This window comes from Dehalobacter restrictus DSM 9455 (assembly GCF_000512895.1).
In the GTDB taxonomy this organism is placed as follows: domain Bacteria; phylum Bacillota; class Desulfitobacteriia; order Desulfitobacteriales; family Syntrophobotulaceae; genus Dehalobacter; species Dehalobacter restrictus.
Genome location: NZ_CP007033.1, coordinates 150,379 through 170,201 on the forward strand (window position 1 = coordinate 150,379; position 19,823 = coordinate 170,201).

Consider the following 19,823-nt stretch of genomic DNA (forward strand, 5'->3'; position numbering starts at 1 on the left):
CACTATCAAATTTTTTCTGGACAAGATGGTCTATATCCATAACAGCAGTAGGTTTTTTTTGTACATGAAACTCATCCAGTAAATAATCCCGACAAACAGGCTGCCGCCGACAATATTTCCGAGCGTAACAGGAATAAGGTTATTCACAACAAACGTTCCCCAGTTAAGGTGAGCAAGTTTTTCAGGTGTTACACCGAGCGTTGCAGCCTGGGCCACCCAGGTTGGGTTGGCTTTGGCGAGAATGCCGGCAGGAATGTAATACATATTGGCTACACAGTGTTCAAAACCGGAAGTAATAAACAGCCAGATCGGGAAAAAGATAGCGAGGAGTTTACCGGTAATATCCTTGGCTGCATTCGCCATCCAAACGGCCATACAAACCAGCCAGTTGCACAAGATCCCCATGAAGAAAGCTTTCGGGAAAGTCAGGCCCGTCTTGTATGCGGCGACTTTGATTGTAAACCCTCCGAGCAAACCTGCGGAAAAGTCAAACTGGCCGGAGTAAAGGATAAACAGGACGATAAGCATGGAACCAATAAAGTTCCCGACATAGACAATCGTCCAATTCCGCAGCATCTTTAGCCATCTTGATTCTTTTTCCATACAAGATACCACAATCAGGGTGTTTCCGGTGAATAATTCAGCTCCGGTGATAACCACCATCATCAGTCCTGTGGCAAATAAAGCACCAGCGAGTGCTTTGCCTAAGCCAACAGAAGTGATGGTGTGAATGGCAGTATTAGAGCCTTCCGCCGCGAAGGCAATAAAGGCTCCTGCTAGGATTGCCAACAGCAGCAATTTCAATATAGAAGAATTCGTTTTATTCTTTCCATATTCTACAAATCCCTCAGTAATCTCTGAAGGAGTCTTAAACATTTTTTCCATTTCTCCTACCCCTATTATAAGTGTATTTAGGCTGATTTAAAAGGTCATAAAGTTTAAAGGACGGTTACAAAGACTGAATGGCCTTTAAACCTTATGACCTTTATTCTTTTTCTTCGAAATTTGTTCTAGGTTTAATGCCAAGTCTTTCCGCAGAGTGGTCCTGGCCTTCAAAAAAGTTTATCCAGCCTGAAGTATGCTGTTTTTCCCAATTGTAAGGGCTCACATGATAGGAATTCAGCTTTTCTTCCTCAGAATAGCCTTTTAAGCGGTAATAGGCTTTGACCCAGATGCACTTCTGCTTGTCCGGATACACTTCACACCAGCCGTTGTAGCTTCCTTCACATGGGCCGTTCCGTTGGTTCTTGGGACAGTTGCCCATTGGACAGACGTAGGCTACATCAATCAGCGCACAGTCACCACAGTCCTGGCAATTGTACATGCAGGATTTGGCAAAGTGCTCAATGCCGTGAAAAGGTTTTTCCAACGCAGAATCTTTTATGGCATGACAAAATCCACGCATAAAGCCGAACATTCCTTTGTTGGGTTCAAACATCATTTTGTGAACAACTCTGGACATCTTATAATTTAAATCAAAGCTCTTCTCATAATTGTTGTAGTCATTGGATTTTTGAGCAGTATTCAGGCCGGTCTTTTCATCTTTGGCGTAAACATAGAAACCGTTTTTCTGAGGATAGTCAAACTCCCGGACATAATCCTGCCAGTTGGCGGCCAGTTCGTTTCCGCGGTCAATAATATATTCAACTTGTTCGTACGTCGTATTATGCCCGCCGAGATGAACGCCTTTGTATCCCATACCTTTCAAGATAGCAAAGAGTTTCGCTGCCCTATCGAGCATGGCGGCGGCACCCTTGTCACTGCTTTGTTTTTCCTGTTCCAGTTCAGCAACGAGCTTGTCCGTAATAACACATCCGGGGACTTTATTCATACTCATCGCTTTGGCAGCACCATAAGTCAGCAGGTAAATATTTCCCATTAAGCATCCGCGCAGGTTATTGTGCTTCACAAATTGATAGAGTTCGTGGTACTTCCTGACATCGTAGCCAACTTGGGGTATAATGAATTGAGCACCGTTCTCGATCTTCTTTCTGAGCTTGGTGTACTGGAGCATCTGTTCGGCTTCGGTGGCTTTAAAAGGTGAAACAGCAGCACCCGCAAAAAGATGGGTTGGCTGAAGTTTATTGACACCTTTAGCTGTGGGGAGTTCCAATCCGTCATTCATCTTGGCGATAAAGGCCAAGAGCTGAGTGGAATCAAGGTCAAAAACCGGTTTGGGCCGTCCGAAAAAATTACCCGGATCATGGTCGCCGGTCAGTACCAACAAGTTATGGAGCCCCGAACGTTCCAGGGAAAAAAGCTGGCTTTCCAGTTGCGTGCGGTTTTTGTCCTTGCAGGCAACGTGAATAATTGCATCGATGCCTAAACTTTTGATTTCCCTGCCAATGCCCTCAGGATTAATGCCGACACTTCCACCCGGGTTGTCAGTCAGACTAACAGCATGGATCTTTTTCCCTTTAGCAGCTTGTTCCGCCAATTGAAGCGCTTTTTCCTGAGAAACTTCTTTAGAGCCGCGGCCGGGTACGAGTTCCCATGTTACAATAAACTCATTGTTGTCCTGTATTGCTTTACGAAAAGTGTTCTCCATAAGTATCCCCCTTTCCAATTATTCTCGAAAATCTAACATGAAAATAAAAAATAAAGAAAATAAAAAGAGATAATTGCGTCCAAACAATGTATACTATTGTATATACAGGGGTTTTGCTTACTTTAATATATCATCCGAATTTTCAATAGTCAATATATTTAAAAGACAAAAAATAAGAGATTTTTTAGAAAATAATTTCTATTTCGACAATAGCCTGAAACTACCGACTTGTAATGAAGGAAAGTTACGTTTTATAATATGATATGTTAGAATGATTTTTTGGAAAAAGACGGTTGTCCTTCGCTGAAAATGGCAGGTTTCATTATAACAGAAAGGAAAACAATATGATGAAAAAAGTTCTATTTCCAAACCAGAATAAAGAAATCTTATGCCAGGAGAATGATACGGTTGCTGTTGCCTGTTCAGGTCTTGGATATCCGCTTGATCTTGTATGCGGAGGAAAAGGTACATGTAAAAAATGCACAATTGAAATAGAAAGGGACGGCATACGGCAGGAAGTATTGGCGTGTCAGGAACCAGTAAGCGACGGCTTGATCGTTTATCTTAAATATGGAGACTACAAACATGAAGCCTCGATTTTAACGGACCGCATTGAAACAGAGCTGAACATCGATCCGCCGGTTAAAAAGATTTTTATTGATAAGAAGTTTCTAAAAACACCGTTCTATTACGGGGACTGGGAACATATTCAAGCCAAGGTTCCGGTCCGGATTAATACGCCAGCTTTATGCCTTCTGCAAAAATTATCACAGCTGATGCAGAAACTGGAAATGGACGGCATTACTTTGGTCTTAAGAGACGAACAGCTGCTTGATATTGAGCAGGGCGACACCTCAGCCAGCAATTATGGATTTGCCGTTGACCTTGGGAGTACCTCTGTTGTGGCCTACTTATATGACCTTAATAGTGGCAAAAAAGTAGGGGTATATTCCGCCTTGAACGGTCAGATTACGGAAGGCGCGGATGTTATATCCCGTATCATGGCGGCGATGAAGAATTCTGAAGGGCTAAAAATTCTTCAGCGTAAAGTGGCAGAGACCATTAACGCTCTGATTCTGGAAGCGATACAGCAAAACCAGATCAGCGCCGAAAATATCTATACGATGGTGATTTGCGGCAACAGTGCCATGCAGCACATCTTTTTAGGGTTGCATCCTGGATCGCTTGGCAGGACGCCTTACACCAATACGATTTTAAGTGAAGTGTTAACAACAGCACGGGAGTTGAGCCTTAACATTCATCCCAATGCCATTATTGATTTTTTACCTTTGATCGGGGGCTTCGTCGGAGCGGACACTTTGGCTGTCCTGCTGGCTTTGCCTGAAGGGGAACGTCAAGGGAACAGATTGATTATTGACCTTGGAACAAACGGCGAAATTTTATTGGGGAACGAGAAGAAATGGCTGGCCACATCAACTGCTGCCGGACCGGCCCTTGAAGGAGCAACGATCCGCTTTGGAATGCGTGGAACAAACGGAGCCATCGAACGGGTAAAACTGTCGGAAGGTAAAATTGAATTAAAAGTCATTGGCGGAGAACAGCCCAGAGGGATTTGTGGCTCCGGTATTGTTGATGCAGTTGCAGAAATGCTGAAAGCCGAGCTGATCAGTAAAGAAGGCAGATTGCTGTCTCCCGGCAAATATTTAAAAGTTTGTCGGCCGGAAAATCAAAGATTTGCCAATTATCTGGCAAATCTTGACGGGGTCAGCGTTTTCTACCTGATGGATGAGGGACAGTCCGGTGATAACGACCGAATTTACATCAGCCAAAAGGATATTCGTGCTGTACAGCTTGCCAAAAGCGCCATTTATACAGGATGCATGCTATTAATGAAAGAATATGGGCTGGAAGGAGAAGATCTTGAGGAAATTCTGATTGCCGGGGCCTTCGGCAACTATATTGACGCTCCAAGTGCTCAGGTACTCGGTTTGTTTCCCAATTTTTCGAATGTACCCATCCGGTCCATAGGCAATGCGGCAGGAGCCGGAGCATCGAATTTTCTACTGTCCAGAAATATACGGATAAATACTTTGATATTATTGGCAAAGATAACGCATTTTGACCTGGCGGCAAATCCTGCTTTTCAACAGGAATATCTGCAGAATACAGGTTTTTAAAGAAAGTAAATAAATTAGTTGCTTAAAAAATATTGATGGATTTATTAATCTGTTCCTATGTATAATATATGATAACTAAATAATTGCCGAGGAGTAAGAAGATGGAATTACCAATCTATCAACATATTATTGAAGAGATAAAGAAAAAAATTAAAGAGGGTGTTTTGAAACCGGGAGATGCGATCCCTTCAGAAAATTCATTATGCGATACCTATGGCGTGAGCCGGATGACGGTCCGTAAGGGTCTGGCAATCTTAGTGAATGAGGGATATATCACCTCTATCCCTGGCAAGGGTAGCTTTGTGAATGAGCCGGATTCCAAGAAATACATCTTATATTACAACGAGATGGCAAATCTGATTAACACCATCGATACAACCAAGCTGATTGAAGTTAAAATTATCCTGCCGACACCAAGACTCATTGACAGTCTGAATATACCCCAAAGCAAAAAAATAATTATGGTTAAACGGATCCATTACAGCAATGGAGAAGCAGTCGCATATGATGAAAAATACCTGATTTACTACAAGGGAATGCCTATCGTTGAAAAAGAAATCAAATACAGTACTTTCCCGGAAATTGTTTCTCGGTATACTTCTCTGTTTGCGATTAAGAAAGAATTAACAATTTCTGCCCAAATGCCTGATGAAAAAATATCAAAATACCTGTCCCTGTACAATGCCCTCCCACTTTTGGTTGTTGAGCAAAGACTGTTTAATACACAGGATAAGCCAATCGGGCTGGGTATTACTTATTATCGAGGAGACAGCTGCAAGCTATCCGCATCCTGGCCGTTTACCGATATGGAATAGACCATTTAACATAATAAGACAGTTCGTCATCCATCCTGTCTCTAAACAAAACTAGGGAAGCTATCGTCTGGTAGTTTTAGGGCAGTTACATGCCCTTTTTATTTTAACATCCATGGACGGCAAGGGGTGGCACACTTTTGGATCATTATTTATTATTAGGAGAAAAATAATGTTGCTTATTCTTTATTTAGCTGCCATCATTATTGCGAATATCATTACTGCAGCGCTGGCACCTTTGCAGGTAGGACCGTTTTTAATTCCTTACGGAAGCTGGCTGATAGGGGTGACGCTGGTACTTAGGGACATTATCCAGCGCAAGTACGGGCGAAAAACTGCTTATCTGGCGATTACCACGGCTCTTGTCCTATCGGCTGTTTCCTCCAAACTTCTTGGAGATACTTTGACCATTACTTTGGCTTCAGCCATTTCCTTTTTGATCTCGGAATCGGCAGACACGGAAATTTATACGAGGCTTAAAGGCTCTTTCCTGCGTAAAGTGTTTGCGAGCGGGATTGTCAGCAGTTTTCTCGATAGTGTAGTCTTTATATTAATTGGTCTGTCCCCGCTTATTTCAGGCATTCTGACCTGGGATTTTGTGCCGAATGCAGTACTGGGGCAGTTTGCTGTTAAGAGTCTGATGCAAGTGCTCGGAATAAGCATTCTGTTTATGATTAAGAACCACTGGGAGGTTACCGTAAATGAAAAACAAGGAAACTGAGGGCCTGTCACTTCTGGGATCGGGACAAACACGCTATGTTTTTGATTATGATTCGGACATACTGGAGAGTTTTGCAAACAAGTATCCCGATAATAATTATTTTGTCCGCTTAAATTGCCCTGAATTTACCAGCTTGTGTCCGATTACCGGCCAACCGGATTTTGGAACGATGATTATCAATTATATCCCGGATCAGAAATTGGTAGAAAGCAAATCGTTGAAGCTATATCTTTTTAGTTTCCGCAACCATGGAGGTTTTCACGAAGATGTTGTCAACATCATCATGAAAGACCTGATCCGGCTGCTTGAACCCAGATACATCGAGGTTATAGGAGAATTCAGCCCCAGAGGAGGGATTTCCATTCATCCTTACAGCAATTATGGACAGCCGGACAGCAAATGGGTAGAATTTGCCGTGAAGAGGCTGCTTAAGTACGGGAAATAGACGAGTGAGGACATGGGAGCGCTTCTTTTGTCCCCGCTGCTGTCCCAGAGAGCAGCGGTACAAAGCGGCAGTAGTCATCCCAGCTGTCAATATAGCCTTCCAGATTTGTACTGGTCTTTTGTCTGACCAGCAAACGCTGACAGGCTAGCCCTTCGCCGGCTTCAAGTGGGACAACGATTCTTCCGCCGACATCGAGTTGCTCAAGCCAGCAAGGTTCAATGACCGGTGCCGCTGCCGTTACGATGATTCCCCGGTATGGTGCATTTGGTTCATAACCGTTTCGGCCGTCAGCAATGATACTGCAGATCGGATAGTTCAGCTCGGAAGCGGTTCATCATCATAACTGTAGGACCATAAATCTTCAGGGATAAACAAATGCCTGGGGATTTTTTTAATGGCGTCCAGGATGCGTTTGCCATGAACTCCTTGAGGAGCTACATACTCATCAACAAGTATAGCTGCTTTTTCCTGCCAGTTTTGCATAGTCTGATCACTTCTTTCCTCTGATAATTTCGGTGGCCGTGTTCATCTATTCAGCTTAATCGGGTACTGATTGGAATTATTTTGGCCTGTTTTCTCATAATTATAGTATAATAAAATTATTTACGGAAAGTATTCGGGCTTTGGCTCATTGAACTGGTTAATGGAGGAACATAGATGGTCCAAAAATATATTATTGCGCTCGATCAGGGGACGACAAGCTCACGGGCTGTCATTTTTAACCATGAAGGAATGATCGTAGGCAAAGCCCAAAAAGAGTTTGCTCAGATCTATCCGTTCCCGGGGTGGGTTGAACATGATCCTTTGGAAATCTGGGACACCCAGCTGGCTGCTATCAGAGAGGTTCTGGATCAGACGGACATAAATCCGGATGATATTGTTGGGCTAGGGATAGCAAATCAAAGGGAGACGACTGTGGTTTGGAACCGTTTTACCGGCAAACCTGTCTATCATGCGATTGTCTGGCAATGCCGCAGAACGACGGAACTTTGCGAGCAGATATTGAACAGTACCTTAAACGAGTATATTTCAGATGCGACCGGCCTTGTTGCGGATGCTTATTTTTCCGGAACGAAAATCCGCTGGATCCTCGATCATATTCCGGATGGACAGGCGATGGCTGAAAAAGGGGATTTGCTTTTTGGCACAATTGACAGCTGGCTCGTCTGGAATCTTACCAAAGGCCGGCTGCATATCACGGATTATAGCAATGCCTCCCGGACCATGCTCTATAATATCAGGGAACTAGCGTGGGATGACAAAATATTATCTTATCTGAATATCCCCAGATCACTGCTGCCGGAAGTCTGTCCGAGCAGCCTCTGCTGCGGGGTAACAGATTCTTCGATATTTGGCGCTGAAATACCGATAGCTGGTATAGCCGGTGATCAGCAGGCCGCACTTTTTGGGCAGGCCTGCTTTACAGAAGGAATGGTTAAAAATACCTATGGTACGGGTTGTTTTATCCTAATGAATACCGGTAAAAATATGATCCGGTCTCAAAATAAATTGCTGACAACAATTGCCTGGGGAATTGACAACGGGGTGGAATATGCGCTGGAAGGCAGTGTATTTATTGGTGGAGCAGTCATTCAGTGGCTTCGTGATGAACTTGGATTGCTGAAAACTTCTGCCGAAAGCGAGTATTATGCAACTCAGGTCAAAGATACGAACGGTGTCTATATTGTTCCGGCCTTCGTCGGACTCGGCGCACCATACTGGGATATGCATGCCCGCGGCATAGTGACCGGACTTACCCGGGGAGCAAACCGCTTCCACCTTGTAAGAGCCGCGCTGGAAAGCATTGCTTATCAGACGAATGATGTTCTTGCGTTAATGGCTAAGGATACCGGTATCCGTCTTAAGGCCTTGAAAGTAGACGGCGGTGCAGCCGATAATAATTTCCTGCTGCAGTTTCAGGCGGATCTCAGCGGTATTCCGGTTGAACGGTCAGAAATTTGTGAGGTTACGGCTTTGGGAGCAGCATATCTGGCAGGTTTGGCAGCCGGATACTGGAAGGACAAAGAAGAGCTGAAATGCCTCAGTAAAGGGCGTTTTATTTCTGATTCGAACATCACCGAATCTGAGCGTCAGCAATACCTCAGTGGGTGGAAAGCGGCAGTCAGTCAGGCAACCTATCGGACCGTATGATGGGATTATGAACGGAAAATACAAATAACAGATATGTTCAGATAATATTTATTGGCGTAAAGGTTTCTTTTTTCCCCTTAGTCGTAGTAAAATAGTCTTGCTTGATTTTTTGCACAGGGCAATATCATTATTTTCGGGAGTAAAGTGGAAGGCAAAATGGAATACCTTCGTATAGGCAAAAGGCAAATTGAATATGAGCTTCGAAAAAGCAGCAAAGCAAAAAGATTGATTGTTACCATCAAACATCAGAAGTTAAAGGTTTCTGTTCCTGCCGAAATTACTTTTACCCAGGCCAGACGATATCTGGAAAACAATAAAGACCTGATATTAAAGCACATCGAAAAACAAAATTCAGCAGCAGGTGAAACTGCTGCGAAGGAATATGTTTCAGGTGAAAAACTACTGTACAGGGGCAGGCATTATCCTCTGCTGATCGAGGAAAAGGCCGGACCCGGAAGCTCCTCAGCATCGTTTATTGGAAGCAGGATCGTTGTAACCATTCCACCGGGGTTATCAAAAGAGAAGAAAAGTCAATCAACCAAAAAGATACTGGAAGAATGGTATATCCGGCAGGCCCAAAAGCTTCTTCCTGAACAGGTCGAATATTATGCCAGACAGCTGGATATTACCTACCAAAAACTTAGAATTAAGGATCAAAAAACAAAATGGGGAAGCTGTTCAAGCAAAGGATACATCAACTTAAATTGGCGCATTATCATGGCACCGAACCAGGTTGCGGCTTATGTGATTATTCATGAATTGGCCCATCTTAAGTACATGAACCATTCCAAGGAATTTTGGGCATTCGTGGAACAAATTCTGCCGGACTATAAGAAGTGGAAAAGCTGGCTGAAAGAACATTGTAATGAATTGATGGACGGATGAGATTAAAGCAGCTCCGATTTTCGAAATTCCACCAGGTTATGACGATAGCGCTGGGGGATAAAATGGGATTGGAGCTTTTTATTTTTGCGGTTTTCAATGCTGATACGGGTAAAATATTTAGCCCAGAGCTCCTGGTATAATTGTTCTGTCTCTGAATCAGGAATGGCTGCTTCCTCGGAAAAATCGGAAAGGTACCAGTCTTTTTTATTGCAGATGATCGCAAGGCTTCTTTTTTTGTCATGAATAATGAAACGTTCGCCTGCTAGCCTGTCGGCAAAATGGTCGGCCAGAAGAATTAATATATTATGATCCGGCTCCAGGGCCGAATAAAGATAACTGCGGGTATCCGTAAAGCGAAGTAGCCCCAAAAAGCGCTCTGCTTCAAAAGATACTTTCTTGGCTGTTTGCCGGATCGGCAATACCTCGGGATGAGAATGAATGCTGTCAATTTTCGGACCTAACTGAAAGCCCAGCTGAAGGTATTTTAAGATAAGGTTTTCTTTAGCGGTATTGTTCGAGAGGTATACATAATAGATCTGCATTAAGGAGTAGACAGAAATTTTTCTGTCTATCGCATCATAAACCCTGGCAGCAAGCACAGGATCACTTTGGATAACGGTAGATGGCGTGAACATATTGAACTGATACGAAGCCTCAGGATAGATTCCCTGGGCTCTTTGTTCATAATAGCTGTAATATATTGAAGTCAGCAGACCGTCAAAGCTTCCGTCATATAAATAATCCATTTTCAACAGTCCCTCATTCTTCGGAAGATTCCTAGAACCTTGTCAACCCTAAAATGATCATCTATGTTTACAGGATAAATCAGAACAAACATAGCTGAACGGGTTTGGCTACAGGTGCCAGGGCCTGGCGCACCAAGGCACTTTCTGCAGGGATGCCTCCGTAATAACAGCCCTGACACGTAATAAAATATTTAGCGCGCTTAAGAACCACACCCATTTTTTTAAGATGATTATAAGAAATATTACCCAGCCTGCGCTGCAGGATGATTCTCTGGGCGGAAGTCACGCCTACGCCAGGAATTCGAAGCAGCTCTTCATAAGAGGCTTGGTTGATTTCTAGAGGAAATAACTGCATGTTTCGAAGCGCCCAGGAAATTTTGGGATCAAAATCGGTATCCAAAAACGGACTTTGTTCATTGACGATTTCATCCGCTTTAAAGCTGTAAAATCTCAGCAGCCAGTCCGCCTGATAGAGCCGGTGTTCTCTAAGCAAAGGCGGAGAAGTGGAAAGAGCAGGAAGATTTGGGCCCTCATTAACGGGAACATAGGCCGAGTAATAGACTCTTTTCAACTGAAAACGGTTGTAAAGGGTTTCTGTGGCTTTAATAATGGAAAGGTCACTGTCTTTGCTTGCCCCGACAATCATCTGGGTCGACTGTCCTGCCGGAACAAATTTTTGGACGTGTCGGAAGATCTTTCTTTCGGAAGCGTTTTGCGTCATTTGATTATTAATTTGATTCATCGGCGCAAATAGGACGGGCAGTGTCTTTTGCGGCGCCAGGAGTTTGAGGCTCTGCTCTGTAGGCTGTTCAATATTAATGCTCATCCTGTCGGCGAGTAATCCGGTCTTGTTGACCAGCGCCGGATCGGCGCCGGGAATCACTTTGACGTGTATATATCCGTAAAAGTGATATTCATGCCTCAGAATGTCAAGAACCTGATAAATCCTTTCCATGGTATGATTTGGACTGCGCTCAATCCCCGAGCTCAAAAAAAGACCTTCAATATAATTTCGCCTGTAGAATTGAATCGTCAGGTCGGCAACTTCCCTTGGCGTGAAACTGGCTCGCGGGATATCATTTTGATTACGGTTAATGCAATAATGACAGTTATAAATACAGTAGTTGGTCAGAAGAAGTTTTAAGAGTGAAACACAGCGGCCGTCGGCAGACCAGGTATGGCAGATGCCAAATGATTTGGAATTGCCGATACCGCCTTTATTTTGTTTATTTACCCCGCTTGAAGCACAGGAAACATCATACTTGGCTCCATCGGCGAGGACTGCAAGTCTTTCCAGGGTACTCATGCTCATCACCCCAATAAATTTTAGCAGAAACAGAACAGAAATGCAAACATATGTTCGATAATTCTGCATAATACGGGTTCGGAGATAGATAAGACAAAAATAAGAACAAAAAATAAAAAAAAAGATCGACTTGAAATCTATTTCAGAAAATACTATACTAGGTTCAATTATTCTAATCTTACCAGCTCAAAATTAAATAACTTAATTTCAGGGGTGCCGGATCGAGGCCGGCTGAGATAAAGACCCAATGATGTCTTTGACTCCTATAACCTGATCCAGGTAATGCTGGCGGAGGGAAGAAGTTTTGGAATACATGAGATGTTAGACGTACGTATAGTACGTACTGCAATGTTTTTAAGCAGACAAAACACAAATCTTTTTCCGATTTGTGTTTTTCGTTTTTCTGCTCAGAAATCGAGAAAGAAGGTATCCTATGAAAAAAGTATTAACAATTGCAGGCAGTGACACTTGTGGTGGAGCAGGAATTCAGGCTGATTTGAAGACTTTTGCTGCACATGGGGTTTATGGAATGAGTGTGATAACTGCTGTGACAGCACAGAATACCCAAGGGGTTATTGCTGTGCAGGATATTAAGCCGGAGATTATCGGGAAACAAATCGATGCAATTTTTGAAGACATTGAAGTAGATGCATTGAAAATCGGGATGGTATCGGTAAGCGAGACTATAGAAACGATTCGGGATAGATTAATTGAGCATAACGTCAAAAGGATTGTACTTGATCCGGTGATGATTTCGAAAAGCGGATATCCTTTACTGAAGGAAGATGCCAGAAAGGCTTTGATTACAAACCTACTGCCGCTTGCGACCATCGTTACTCCGAATATTCCTGAGGCTGAGACAATTACAGGAAGGCCGATCCTAAATCTTCGGGATGTGAAGGAAGCAGCAAAAATAATTTTATCCTTGGGACCCGCCTGTGTCTTGCTAAAAGGTGGACACTTGGAGGGAACGGCGACGGATATTCTGTTTGATGGAAAAGTATTTTCTGAATTTAAAGCGCCAAGGCTGAATACGAAAAATACCCATGGCACCGGTTGTACCCTTTCGGCTTCTATTGCTGCAAACCTGGCCAAGGACATGGAAATGACCAGGGCCGTAGAAGCAAGTAAAAAATATATTACGATGGCGATAGAGCATTCGTTGGAAATAGGTAAAGGGGTAGGCCCAACGCACCATTTTTACGAAATTTATAAGAAAGCGGGAATGATGGATGAGTGATTCTAAAATACCTGATAATAAAACACAAGGGGTTCCTTCTTTCAGCCATTTTATCCTCTGGTTTGGGGCAGCAGTTTCTATTGCTGAAATCTATACCGGGGCATTAATTGCTCCCCTTGGTTTCAGCAAAGGTGTTCAGGCTATTCTGCTGGGGCATTTGCTTGGCGTTGTTATTCTAGGTCTCACCGGAATAATCGGTGCAGAAAAAAGAATTTCGGCCATAGAATCTACCCGAATTTCTTTTGGAAAATACGGGTCTTATGGTTTTTCAGTTCTAAATATTTTGCAGCTTCTTGGCTGGACGGCTGTGATGATTATTGTGGGCGCTCGTTCAGTCAATGAAATCAGCAAGATTCTCTGGGGCTTTAATAACCAGCTATTATGGAGCATTTTTATCGGTTTACTAATTTGTCTCTGGATTGGGGTCGGGATAAAAAAGCTTAACAAAGTGAATGCTCTGGCCGTAGGACTGCTATTCATTCTGACAATTGTCTTAAGCACGATTGTCTTCAAAAATCCTGGTTTAGCTGTCCAGATTCCAGATGGAGAGCTTTCCTTTGGTGCAGCAGTAGAACTTAGCGTAATTATGCCGCTATCCTGGTTACCACTGATTTCAGATTATACCCGTTATTCAAAGAGCCGCAAGGGAGCTTTTTGGGGGAGTGCCGGCGGCTATTTTGTCGGGAGCAGCTGGATGTATGTCATCGGACTGGGAGCGGCTATTGTTGCCGGGAATTCTGATATTTCGGCAATTCTCCTATCTGCCAATCTTGGAATTGCAGCAATGGGAATTGTGGTTTTATCTACGGTGACGACGACCTTTCTTGATGCTTATTCAGCGGGAGTCAGTTATCTGAATATCTGGCCGAAAGCAAATGATAAAATAGCTGGTCTGGTCATGACATTTATCGGAACTGTACTTGCCGTCATTGTGCCCATGGAACAGTATGAGAACTTTCTTTATGCCATAGGTTCCGTTTTTGCTCCGCTTTTCGCAATTCTTTTAACGGAGTATTATATCTTCAGAAAAAAGGAGATCAAGGAAGATCAGGCTATCAATTGGCTAAACATGCTGATCTGGGTTATAGGCGTTGTACTTTATCAGCAGTTTGCGGCGAGCGGTTTTTTCTTAGGAAGTACCCTGCCTGTAATGGTGATAACAGCAATATTTTGTATTTTAGGTAAAGGGGTTGTCGGAAAATGGATATCATCAAAGAATGTGTAGAAGCTCTGAAAGAATTAAAAGAGCGAAGACCGCTGGTTCACAACATCACCAATTATGTTACGGTCAATGATTGCGCGAATATCATTCTCGCGCTCGGGGGCTCACCGGTGATGGCTGACGATATCAGTGAAGTTGAAGATATGGTGGCGATCGCTTCAAGCCTTGTGATTAATATGGGCACTTTGAGTGAAAGAACGGTTGGTTCCATGATCAAGGCAGGAAAGAGAGCCAACCAATTACACATACCTGTTATTTTTGATCCTGTAGGTGTAGGCGCTACGCCCTATCGCAATAAGGTTGCCCAAACACTGCTAAATGAAATTCATTTTGCCGTAATCAGAGGAAATATGTCCGAAATCAAGTGTTTAAACGGCTTGAACGTTCAAACCAAGGGAGTCGATTCCGTAACGGACGAAACGGGCGGGGTAGAAGTTGCCAAAGACTTAGCGGCTAGAATGAACTGTGTAGCAGCTGTTACCGGTAAAACGGATATTATTACAAATGGAAAAGCAGTATGCAGTATCGCAAATGGTCATCCGATCCTGGCGCATGTTACAGGTACCGGCTGTATGGCGACAGCGCTGGTCGGAACCTACTGCGGCGTGGTTGCAGATTCCTTTATAGCGGCCGCAGCGGGAGTAATGACGATGGGGCTTGCCGGAGAGCTAGCCCAAAGAACATTGCAAGATAAGGAAGGAATAGGCACTTTTAGGGTGAGACTTTTCGATAGTGTCTATAATCTGGGTGAAGATACGATAAGGAAAGAAGGGAGGATAAAATTGCTTGCCTAGCTTAAAATGGGACTACTCTCTTTATCTTGTTACTGATAGAAGCTATATCGGAGTTCGGGATTTGATCGTTTGTGTTCGGGAAGCAATTGAAGGTGGTGTCTCTCTTGTTCAGCTTCGGGAGAAAATCGCCCCGTCCCGGGAATTTTATGAAATGGCCGAGAAATTGAAAAGCCTGACTTCCCGTTACAATGTTCCGTTGATTATTAACGATCGTCTGGATATTGCCTTAGCCATCGATGCTGATGGTCTGCATCTGGGACAGGAAGATCTGCCGATTGCGGTAGCCAGAAAACACATTGGACAAGATAAAATCATTGGGATATCAGTCAGTAATGTTGCAGAAGCCATTCAAGCGGAAAAAGAGGGAGCGGACTATCTTGGAGTAGGGGCAATGTATGCAACAGGAACGAAGATCGATGCCAAACTTGTTTCGCTGGCAGTGCTGGAGAAGATAAAAAAAGCCGTCTCAATCCCTGTCGTAGCGATTGGCGGGATTAAGAAGGAAAATGCTGTGCGTACGATGGAAACCGGGATTGACGGAATATCCGTAGTTTCTGCTATCCTAGCGGCGCAAGACATTGAACAGGCAGCACGGGAATTAAAAAAATCATATCAAAAACAGACTAATTATACGAAAGGGGCTGTGCTGAAACTTAAATAGTTTCACACAGCTTCTTTGCTATTTTGATATAATATTGACCATTTATGCCGCATTGCAGTAACAGCAAAGCAGAAGAATAAAAAAAGGGGCATATTACCCCTTACATACCACCATTTTTCGCATATTATGTGCTATGCAATGTAATCCCCATTCCAGTTTGACCTGAGATGCACATCAGCTTGATGACTTTTTACGTCGCGTTTCAATCAGTACTAAAGCCACCAACAAAAGTAGTATTCAATTAGAGAAGAATCCCGCTGTTCGGTCGTGACAACGGGATTCTTCACAACAGGATTTTTATTTACAGTTCCGGAATATCCTTTGCCCATATCTCATCCCGCGCCCGCTGAATCAGAAACTCATAGACTTTATCCTTATAGGCAACGAAGGTGTCCGGGTCGCTTTGTTTGATCTTATCGAGCTGGAACCACAGTTCTTTGATCACCCGGTCCAGTTCCCCGTAGAGAAAGGCGATATTGTTGGCGCGTACCTTGGTCGACGCACTGCTCAAGTTCTTGCGCAGGGAGTTCAGGGATTTATAAGCGGTTGTTTTTTTGATGGAGGTTACCTCGTTCTGCAGGTTTTCGGCTTTTCGTTCTAGCCGGCTCTTGGCCGTAAACAATTCCTGGGCGTTTTTATCTAATACGGCGTTCGCTTGGGCCAGCCGGGCGGACTTTTCCTTTTCCTCCTCCAGGGCTTGCTGCAGGACCGCTTTTTCCTGTTCGGCCTGTTCCTTCTTCCGCCGGGCCTGATTCCAGTCGTCAATCGCCTTTTGCAGCTCGCGGGTAGACGTTCTCGCGACATCCGTGTCCGTGATGAAAGCGGCTCTTTCCTCTTCCGGTACGCCTAAGAGGATGTAGGCCTGTGAAAAGCTCAGTTCGGGTATTTCCTGGTCCGGTTCGCCGTCGGTGAAGATAGAAAGCTGTTTGACGCCGTACTCCTGGTAGAGGCGCATCATTTTTTCGGCCGTATCCTGGGAGTAGCTGACCTCCTCTTTCAGCCAACGGCCCCATTCCCCATACTTGACCTGTTCCTTGATCTCCGTCAGCCGCCGCCCGATCTCGATGGCGCTGCTGAGCACGATCCGATGGGTCTGTCTTTTGATCAGGTTAATTTCCGACGCGATTAACTGCGGCGACTCCGGATATTTTTAAGGACAACCTGTAACCCCCGGGACAAAATATTCATAAAGTAGTTAATGAGGACAGGCGAGACAAGTCAGCCTGTCAAAGAGAAAGGAGGTGCACAGCCATGCCTGTCACCATGATCCCGTTAAGTTCGGTTCTGGCCGGACGCTATCAGATCGGTACGACGCCGGCCGGCGGTCCGATCCTCAGGAAAAAAGGACTGAATTATGTTAAGCCTGACGCCACGGAGCAAGCCCTTTATGATGTCATTTCAGCCTTATACAGTTTGAGTCAACATGAACTGCAGGATATCCTGTTGCAGAAGAATTACCGGCTTGAGTTCGAAGAGGGATAAGGTTTCTGCCGGTTTGGGCGGGAAAGGAGGTGATCATATGGCAAATACCAGATATGTTCGCCTGACGTTTGCCACCACAGGTGGCAAAACTTTCGGCATTAACGTGCCGGATCCGATCGAAGGCCTGACGAAGGCTCAGTGCGAAGCCGTCATGGATACGGTTATCGAGCGGAATATTTTCCTCACTTCCAGTGGGGAGTTACAATTAATGCGGGACGTTAAGGTCTACGACAACAACGTGGAGGATCTCTATGATCCTCCCGAAGGATAAGCGTGCCTAGCGCTCTGGAGCTGTTGTTTTGGCAACAGCTTCAGCCCTTTTCCCTCCAGTACATTTAAGTAAGAATGTAAGCGTCAGAGATGATCACCGTGGTTGTGCAGTGTTGTTTTGCTATATCCTGAACCCTTTTCTGTGTTTCAGGGTACATCCATAATGGAAATCTTTTTTTGTTTCCCTCTGACATTCTGTTTAACCTCCTATCGTCGAAGTAAAAGTTCGGAGAAAAAATCGCGTGAAAAGATGCCCCGAACTCTCCCACAAAAAGACAAAAGGAGCGATAGCTTCTTCCTGCTATTGCTCCCATAAAATATTCGCCTAATTTTACATCAATTTTGAGTTTATATAGAGTTCGGGATACACCCCATACACCCGTGCCATTCCTTGAAGTTTACAAATCACCTAAGACGTCATTAATAGTTTCAAATTTTCCACTTTCGTTATTCTTTACTTTTATCGTTGACATTTCGTCTTTAATTAATTTTTTAGATTCTGATTTTGCCATTGTGCTTTTATCAATTTCTCTCAAACCATCCTGCAAAAATACAATGCCGTATCTATCATAATCAGGATCATATTTTAAATACATTAAATATGTTTTACCTTGTTCTATATTTATGTTGCCCATTGTATAGGATGAAACATACTTTGTCTTTTTCTCTTCATTTGTAAGCGTCTTGGTTAATTCTACTTTTGTTTTTTGACTTTCAGTTAGTCCTTTTTCATATTCACTAAAACTAATTACTCCGCCAAGTCTTATAAATGGAATAATATTATCCTCAACATTTCCTTTGATAACTTTTTCAACTTTTATTTTGCCAATAGTTTGAATATCTGTATATAATTCTTCTTTAGGATTATAGTTTATACTTCCATCTACTGATTGGACTGTCCCGATAATTATAAAATCCGAATTTTCATTTCTAACTTTTTTATCAGTAGTATTGATTAAATAATCTAATTCAGATCTTAAGTCTAATACTACATCTTTATTCTCCGTAGTTGAACTTAAGCTATTTACATTTTTATCTATTGTGTTTTTAATGTTTGCAGATGCTAATACGGAATTGTTGCTTGTCTTAGATAATATAGTAATTCCACTCAATAATAGTATAAAAAATATACTACTAAAAATTATAACGGTTTTCTTTTTCATGAAAATCCCTCCTTGTATTATTAATATTTTGCATTTATTGCATCATTATCTTCTTGTTGTACAGTTTGTACTGTCCTACCATAGGCAGTTTGGCACATAATACTACCTGTGGGGTTACTATTATAATGTGCCAACCCGAATGCGTGTCCCATTTCATGTGCCGTTACTCCTTGCCTTAATGAAGAAGACAAAGTTGATAGTGCAGTATTATTTAAATAAATTTCTGAATACAACCAATTACTTAAATTTGGGTCTATTTCATAACCAGACGCATTCATTGGGCGAGTTTGTCCTCCTATATTATCTCCATCTGGACCCCAATAGGAGCTAGTCTTAGCATAGAAATCAATTGCGGTTCCACTATTTGTACTTTTAATATATAAATATATTGGATTAGATCCATAGCCTGTATGTTCCCAGTTATATGCGGCATCTCTAATCGGAGTATATAGAGGATTACTTGAACCATTCTCTATATAATAATATACATTAACTCCTCTAGAGCATGAATAAGTAAATGTAGGTGTTATTGCAAATACGGGTGTCGCCAAAAGAATAGTAAATAATGTTGATAAAATTATAGAACACAGATATTTTTTTGGTTTCATGTTCATGAATAAACATCCCTTCATCAGATATTTTTTACCAATAATTCTTGATAGGTTTTCAATTCCAACGTTCATTTTTCATGAGAACTGCCTCTTCAATTTAATTTAGTTAAATTAAACCAGACCTGAACTTTATTAAGCAAAGTTATGGACGTCGCCCTTGATAAACAGTACCCTTGGAAGTCCTGTTTATTGGGGGTTTCTTTATTGTAATATTTCTATTGCCTCACTCTTAAATGTCCTAATAATAAATCACCTCACTTTGGATATTTTTTTGCTACTTTCAATAAAAGCGTAAATTTCCAATATTGCTTTCTCATTACATAAAGACAATCACAATGACTTTTCGCAACACATTTTTATAGAATTCAAATAAAAAATAAAGGTCCATTGTCCAAGCTACGGACAGAGATAGAAAAAACGCTTGTTCTATTTTTGGTAAAATTGACTTATAAAGAGAGAAATAAACCCCTAAAGGTGGTTTTCGTCAGACAATAATAAATATAGAAGGGGCTGTGTGAAAACTAGCCCGAAGAAGCCGTCTAGAACGCAAGTTTTAGGCGGCTTTTCATACCATATAGAAAGCAAAAAATGGTAAAATATAAACATAGATATATAGTAAAAGCAGGTG

At 42.7% G+C, this 19,823-nt stretch carries 21 protein-coding genes and 1 riboswitch; of the genes, 12 read left to right on the forward strand and 9 right to left on the reverse strand.

The annotated features are described in order from the left end of the window. Positions 1 to 30 precede the first annotated feature (30 nt). Together DEHRE_RS00740 and DEHRE_RS00745 are read right to left on the reverse strand one after the other, a co-directional pair. Positions 31 to 885, reverse strand: coding sequence for a formate/nitrite transporter family protein (locus DEHRE_RS00740; RefSeq protein WP_025204941.1), 855 nt, complete (start codon positions 883 to 885; stop codon positions 31 to 33). Positions 886 to 985: 100 nt separating this feature from the next. Further along, positions 986 to 2,548 carry a methylenetetrahydrofolate reductase C-terminal domain-containing protein gene (locus tag DEHRE_RS00745; protein ID WP_019224851.1) on the reverse strand — a complete coding sequence of 521 codons (1,563 nt, stop codon included), beginning with the start codon at positions 2,546 to 2,548 and terminating at the stop codon, positions 986 to 988. A gap of 344 nt (positions 2,549 to 2,892) precedes the next feature. Here DEHRE_RS00745 and DEHRE_RS00750 point away from each other — a divergent pair, with 344 nt between their 5' ends. The 4 genes from DEHRE_RS00750 (at position 2,893) to queF (ending at position 6,664) form a co-directional block, all read left to right on the forward strand. Further along, complete coding sequence (locus DEHRE_RS00750; protein WP_025204942.1) at positions 2,893 to 4,686, forward strand: ASKHA domain-containing protein; 1,794 nt, start codon at positions 2,893 to 2,895, stop codon at positions 4,684 to 4,686. A gap of 101 nt (positions 4,687 to 4,787) precedes the next feature. Beyond that, positions 4,788 to 5,501, forward strand: coding sequence for a GntR family transcriptional regulator (locus tag DEHRE_RS00755; RefSeq protein WP_019224849.1), 714 nt, complete (start codon positions 4,788 to 4,790; stop codon positions 5,499 to 5,501). A gap of 169 nt (positions 5,502 to 5,670) precedes the next feature. Continuing rightward, positions 5,671 to 6,219 carry a VUT family protein gene (locus DEHRE_RS00760; RefSeq protein WP_019224848.1) on the forward strand — a complete coding sequence of 183 codons (549 nt, stop codon included), beginning with the start codon at positions 5,671 to 5,673 and terminating at the stop codon, positions 6,217 to 6,219. Then, positions 6,200 to 6,664 (forward strand): preQ(1) synthase, encoded by a 465-nt coding sequence (gene queF / locus DEHRE_RS00765; RefSeq protein WP_015042314.1) that lies wholly within the window; start codon positions 6,200 to 6,202, stop codon positions 6,662 to 6,664. The genes DEHRE_RS00760 and queF overlap by 20 nt, the downstream gene beginning before the upstream one ends. Here the strand turns inward: queF and DEHRE_RS15130 are convergent. Together DEHRE_RS15130 and DEHRE_RS15135 are read right to left on the reverse strand one after the other, a co-directional pair. Continuing rightward, a complete protein-coding gene (locus DEHRE_RS15130) occupies positions 6,648 to 6,983 on the reverse strand; it encodes a protein-L-isoaspartate O-methyltransferase family protein (protein ID WP_345787669.1) in 336 nt (111 codons plus the stop codon). The two genes, queF and DEHRE_RS15130, sit on opposite strands and share 17 nt — an antisense overlap. Next, positions 6,980 to 7,147, reverse strand: coding sequence for a class I SAM-dependent methyltransferase (locus tag DEHRE_RS15135; protein ID WP_242836997.1), 168 nt, complete (start codon positions 7,145 to 7,147; stop codon positions 6,980 to 6,982). Before DEHRE_RS15135 ends, DEHRE_RS15130 begins: the two co-directional genes overlap by 4 nt. A gap of 174 nt (positions 7,148 to 7,321) precedes the next feature. On the opposite strand from DEHRE_RS15135, the gene glpK reads away from it, so the two are divergent. Together glpK and DEHRE_RS00780 are read left to right on the forward strand one after the other, a co-directional pair. Further along, positions 7,322 to 8,815: a glycerol kinase GlpK gene (glpK, locus tag DEHRE_RS00775; protein WP_025204943.1), complete on the forward strand. Its 1,494-nt coding sequence runs from the start codon at positions 7,322 to 7,324 to the stop codon at positions 8,813 to 8,815. Positions 8,816 to 8,971: 156 nt separating this feature from the next. Beyond that, positions 8,972 to 9,700 (forward strand): M48 family metallopeptidase, encoded by a 729-nt coding sequence (locus tag DEHRE_RS00780; RefSeq protein ID WP_242836998.1) that lies wholly within the window; start codon positions 8,972 to 8,974, stop codon positions 9,698 to 9,700. 2 nt (positions 9,701 to 9,702) lie between these two features. Here DEHRE_RS00780 and DEHRE_RS00785 read toward each other — a convergent pair whose 3' ends face one another. Both DEHRE_RS00785 and DEHRE_RS00790 read right to left on the reverse strand, forming a co-directional pair. Next, positions 9,703 to 10,446 carry a TIGR03915 family putative DNA repair protein gene (locus DEHRE_RS00785; RefSeq protein ID WP_242836999.1) on the reverse strand — a complete coding sequence of 248 codons (744 nt, stop codon included), beginning with the start codon at positions 10,444 to 10,446 and terminating at the stop codon, positions 9,703 to 9,705. A 79-nt stretch (positions 10,447 to 10,525) separates the two neighbouring features. Next, a complete protein-coding gene (locus DEHRE_RS00790) occupies positions 10,526 to 11,752 on the reverse strand; it encodes a putative DNA modification/repair radical SAM protein (protein ID WP_025204946.1) in 1,227 nt (408 codons plus the stop codon). Between the two features lie 199 nt (positions 11,753 to 11,951). Next, positions 11,952 to 12,067, forward strand: a riboswitch (TPP riboswitch). A 118-nt stretch (positions 12,068 to 12,185) separates the two neighbouring features. Here DEHRE_RS00790 and thiD point away from each other — a divergent pair. Genes thiD through thiE form a run of 4 tightly spaced genes read left to right on the forward strand, consistent with a single transcriptional unit; the run spans position 12,186 to position 15,669 of the window. Further along, positions 12,186 to 12,992: a bifunctional hydroxymethylpyrimidine kinase/phosphomethylpyrimidine kinase gene (gene thiD, locus DEHRE_RS00795; RefSeq protein ID WP_025204947.1), complete on the forward strand. Its 807-nt coding sequence runs from the start codon at positions 12,186 to 12,188 to the stop codon at positions 12,990 to 12,992. Beyond that, a complete protein-coding gene (gene cytX / locus DEHRE_RS00800) occupies positions 12,985 to 14,217 on the forward strand; it encodes a putative hydroxymethylpyrimidine transporter CytX (protein WP_025204948.1) in 1,233 nt (410 codons plus the stop codon). The genes thiD and cytX overlap by 8 nt, the downstream gene beginning before the upstream one ends. Further along, entirely contained in the window at positions 14,193 to 15,008 is an 816-nt protein-coding gene (gene thiM / locus DEHRE_RS00805) for a hydroxyethylthiazole kinase (protein WP_025204949.1), read from the forward strand. Before cytX ends, thiM begins: the two co-directional genes overlap by 25 nt. Further along, positions 15,001 to 15,669 carry a thiamine phosphate synthase gene (gene thiE / locus DEHRE_RS00810; protein ID WP_025204950.1) on the forward strand — a complete coding sequence of 223 codons (669 nt, stop codon included), beginning with the start codon at positions 15,001 to 15,003 and terminating at the stop codon, positions 15,667 to 15,669. Before thiM ends, thiE begins: the two co-directional genes overlap by 8 nt. A 301-nt stretch (positions 15,670 to 15,970) precedes the next feature. Here the strand turns inward: thiE and DEHRE_RS00815 are convergent, their stop codons facing one another. Further along, the gene (locus tag DEHRE_RS00815; protein WP_025204951.1) at positions 15,971 to 16,750 is read right to left on the reverse strand and encodes a DUF3102 domain-containing protein; all 780 of its coding nucleotides are present in this window, start codon (positions 16,748 to 16,750) and stop codon (positions 15,971 to 15,973) included. Between the two features lie 170 nt (positions 16,751 to 16,920). On the opposite strand from DEHRE_RS00815, the gene DEHRE_RS00820 reads away from it, so the two are divergent. Further along, complete coding sequence (locus DEHRE_RS00820; protein WP_025204952.1) at positions 16,921 to 17,151, forward strand: DUF1659 domain-containing protein; 231 nt, start codon at positions 16,921 to 16,923, stop codon at positions 17,149 to 17,151. A 37-nt stretch (positions 17,152 to 17,188) separates the two neighbouring features. Beyond that, on the forward strand, positions 17,189 to 17,422 hold the full coding sequence (locus DEHRE_RS00825; RefSeq protein WP_025204953.1) for a DUF2922 domain-containing protein: 234 nt from the start codon (positions 17,189 to 17,191) through the stop codon (positions 17,420 to 17,422). A gap of 397 nt (positions 17,423 to 17,819) precedes the next feature. Here the strand turns inward: DEHRE_RS00825 and DEHRE_RS00830 are convergent, their stop codons facing one another. Continuing rightward, positions 17,820 to 18,584, reverse strand: a complete 765-nt coding sequence (locus tag DEHRE_RS00830) for a hypothetical protein (RefSeq protein WP_025204954.1) — start codon at positions 18,582 to 18,584, stop codon at positions 17,820 to 17,822. Between the two features lie 20 nt (positions 18,585 to 18,604). Further along, positions 18,605 to 19,192 (reverse strand): matrixin family metalloprotease, encoded by a 588-nt coding sequence (locus DEHRE_RS14250; RefSeq protein WP_158407230.1) that lies wholly within the window; start codon positions 19,190 to 19,192, stop codon positions 18,605 to 18,607. Between the last annotated feature and the right edge of the window lie 631 nt (positions 19,193 to 19,823).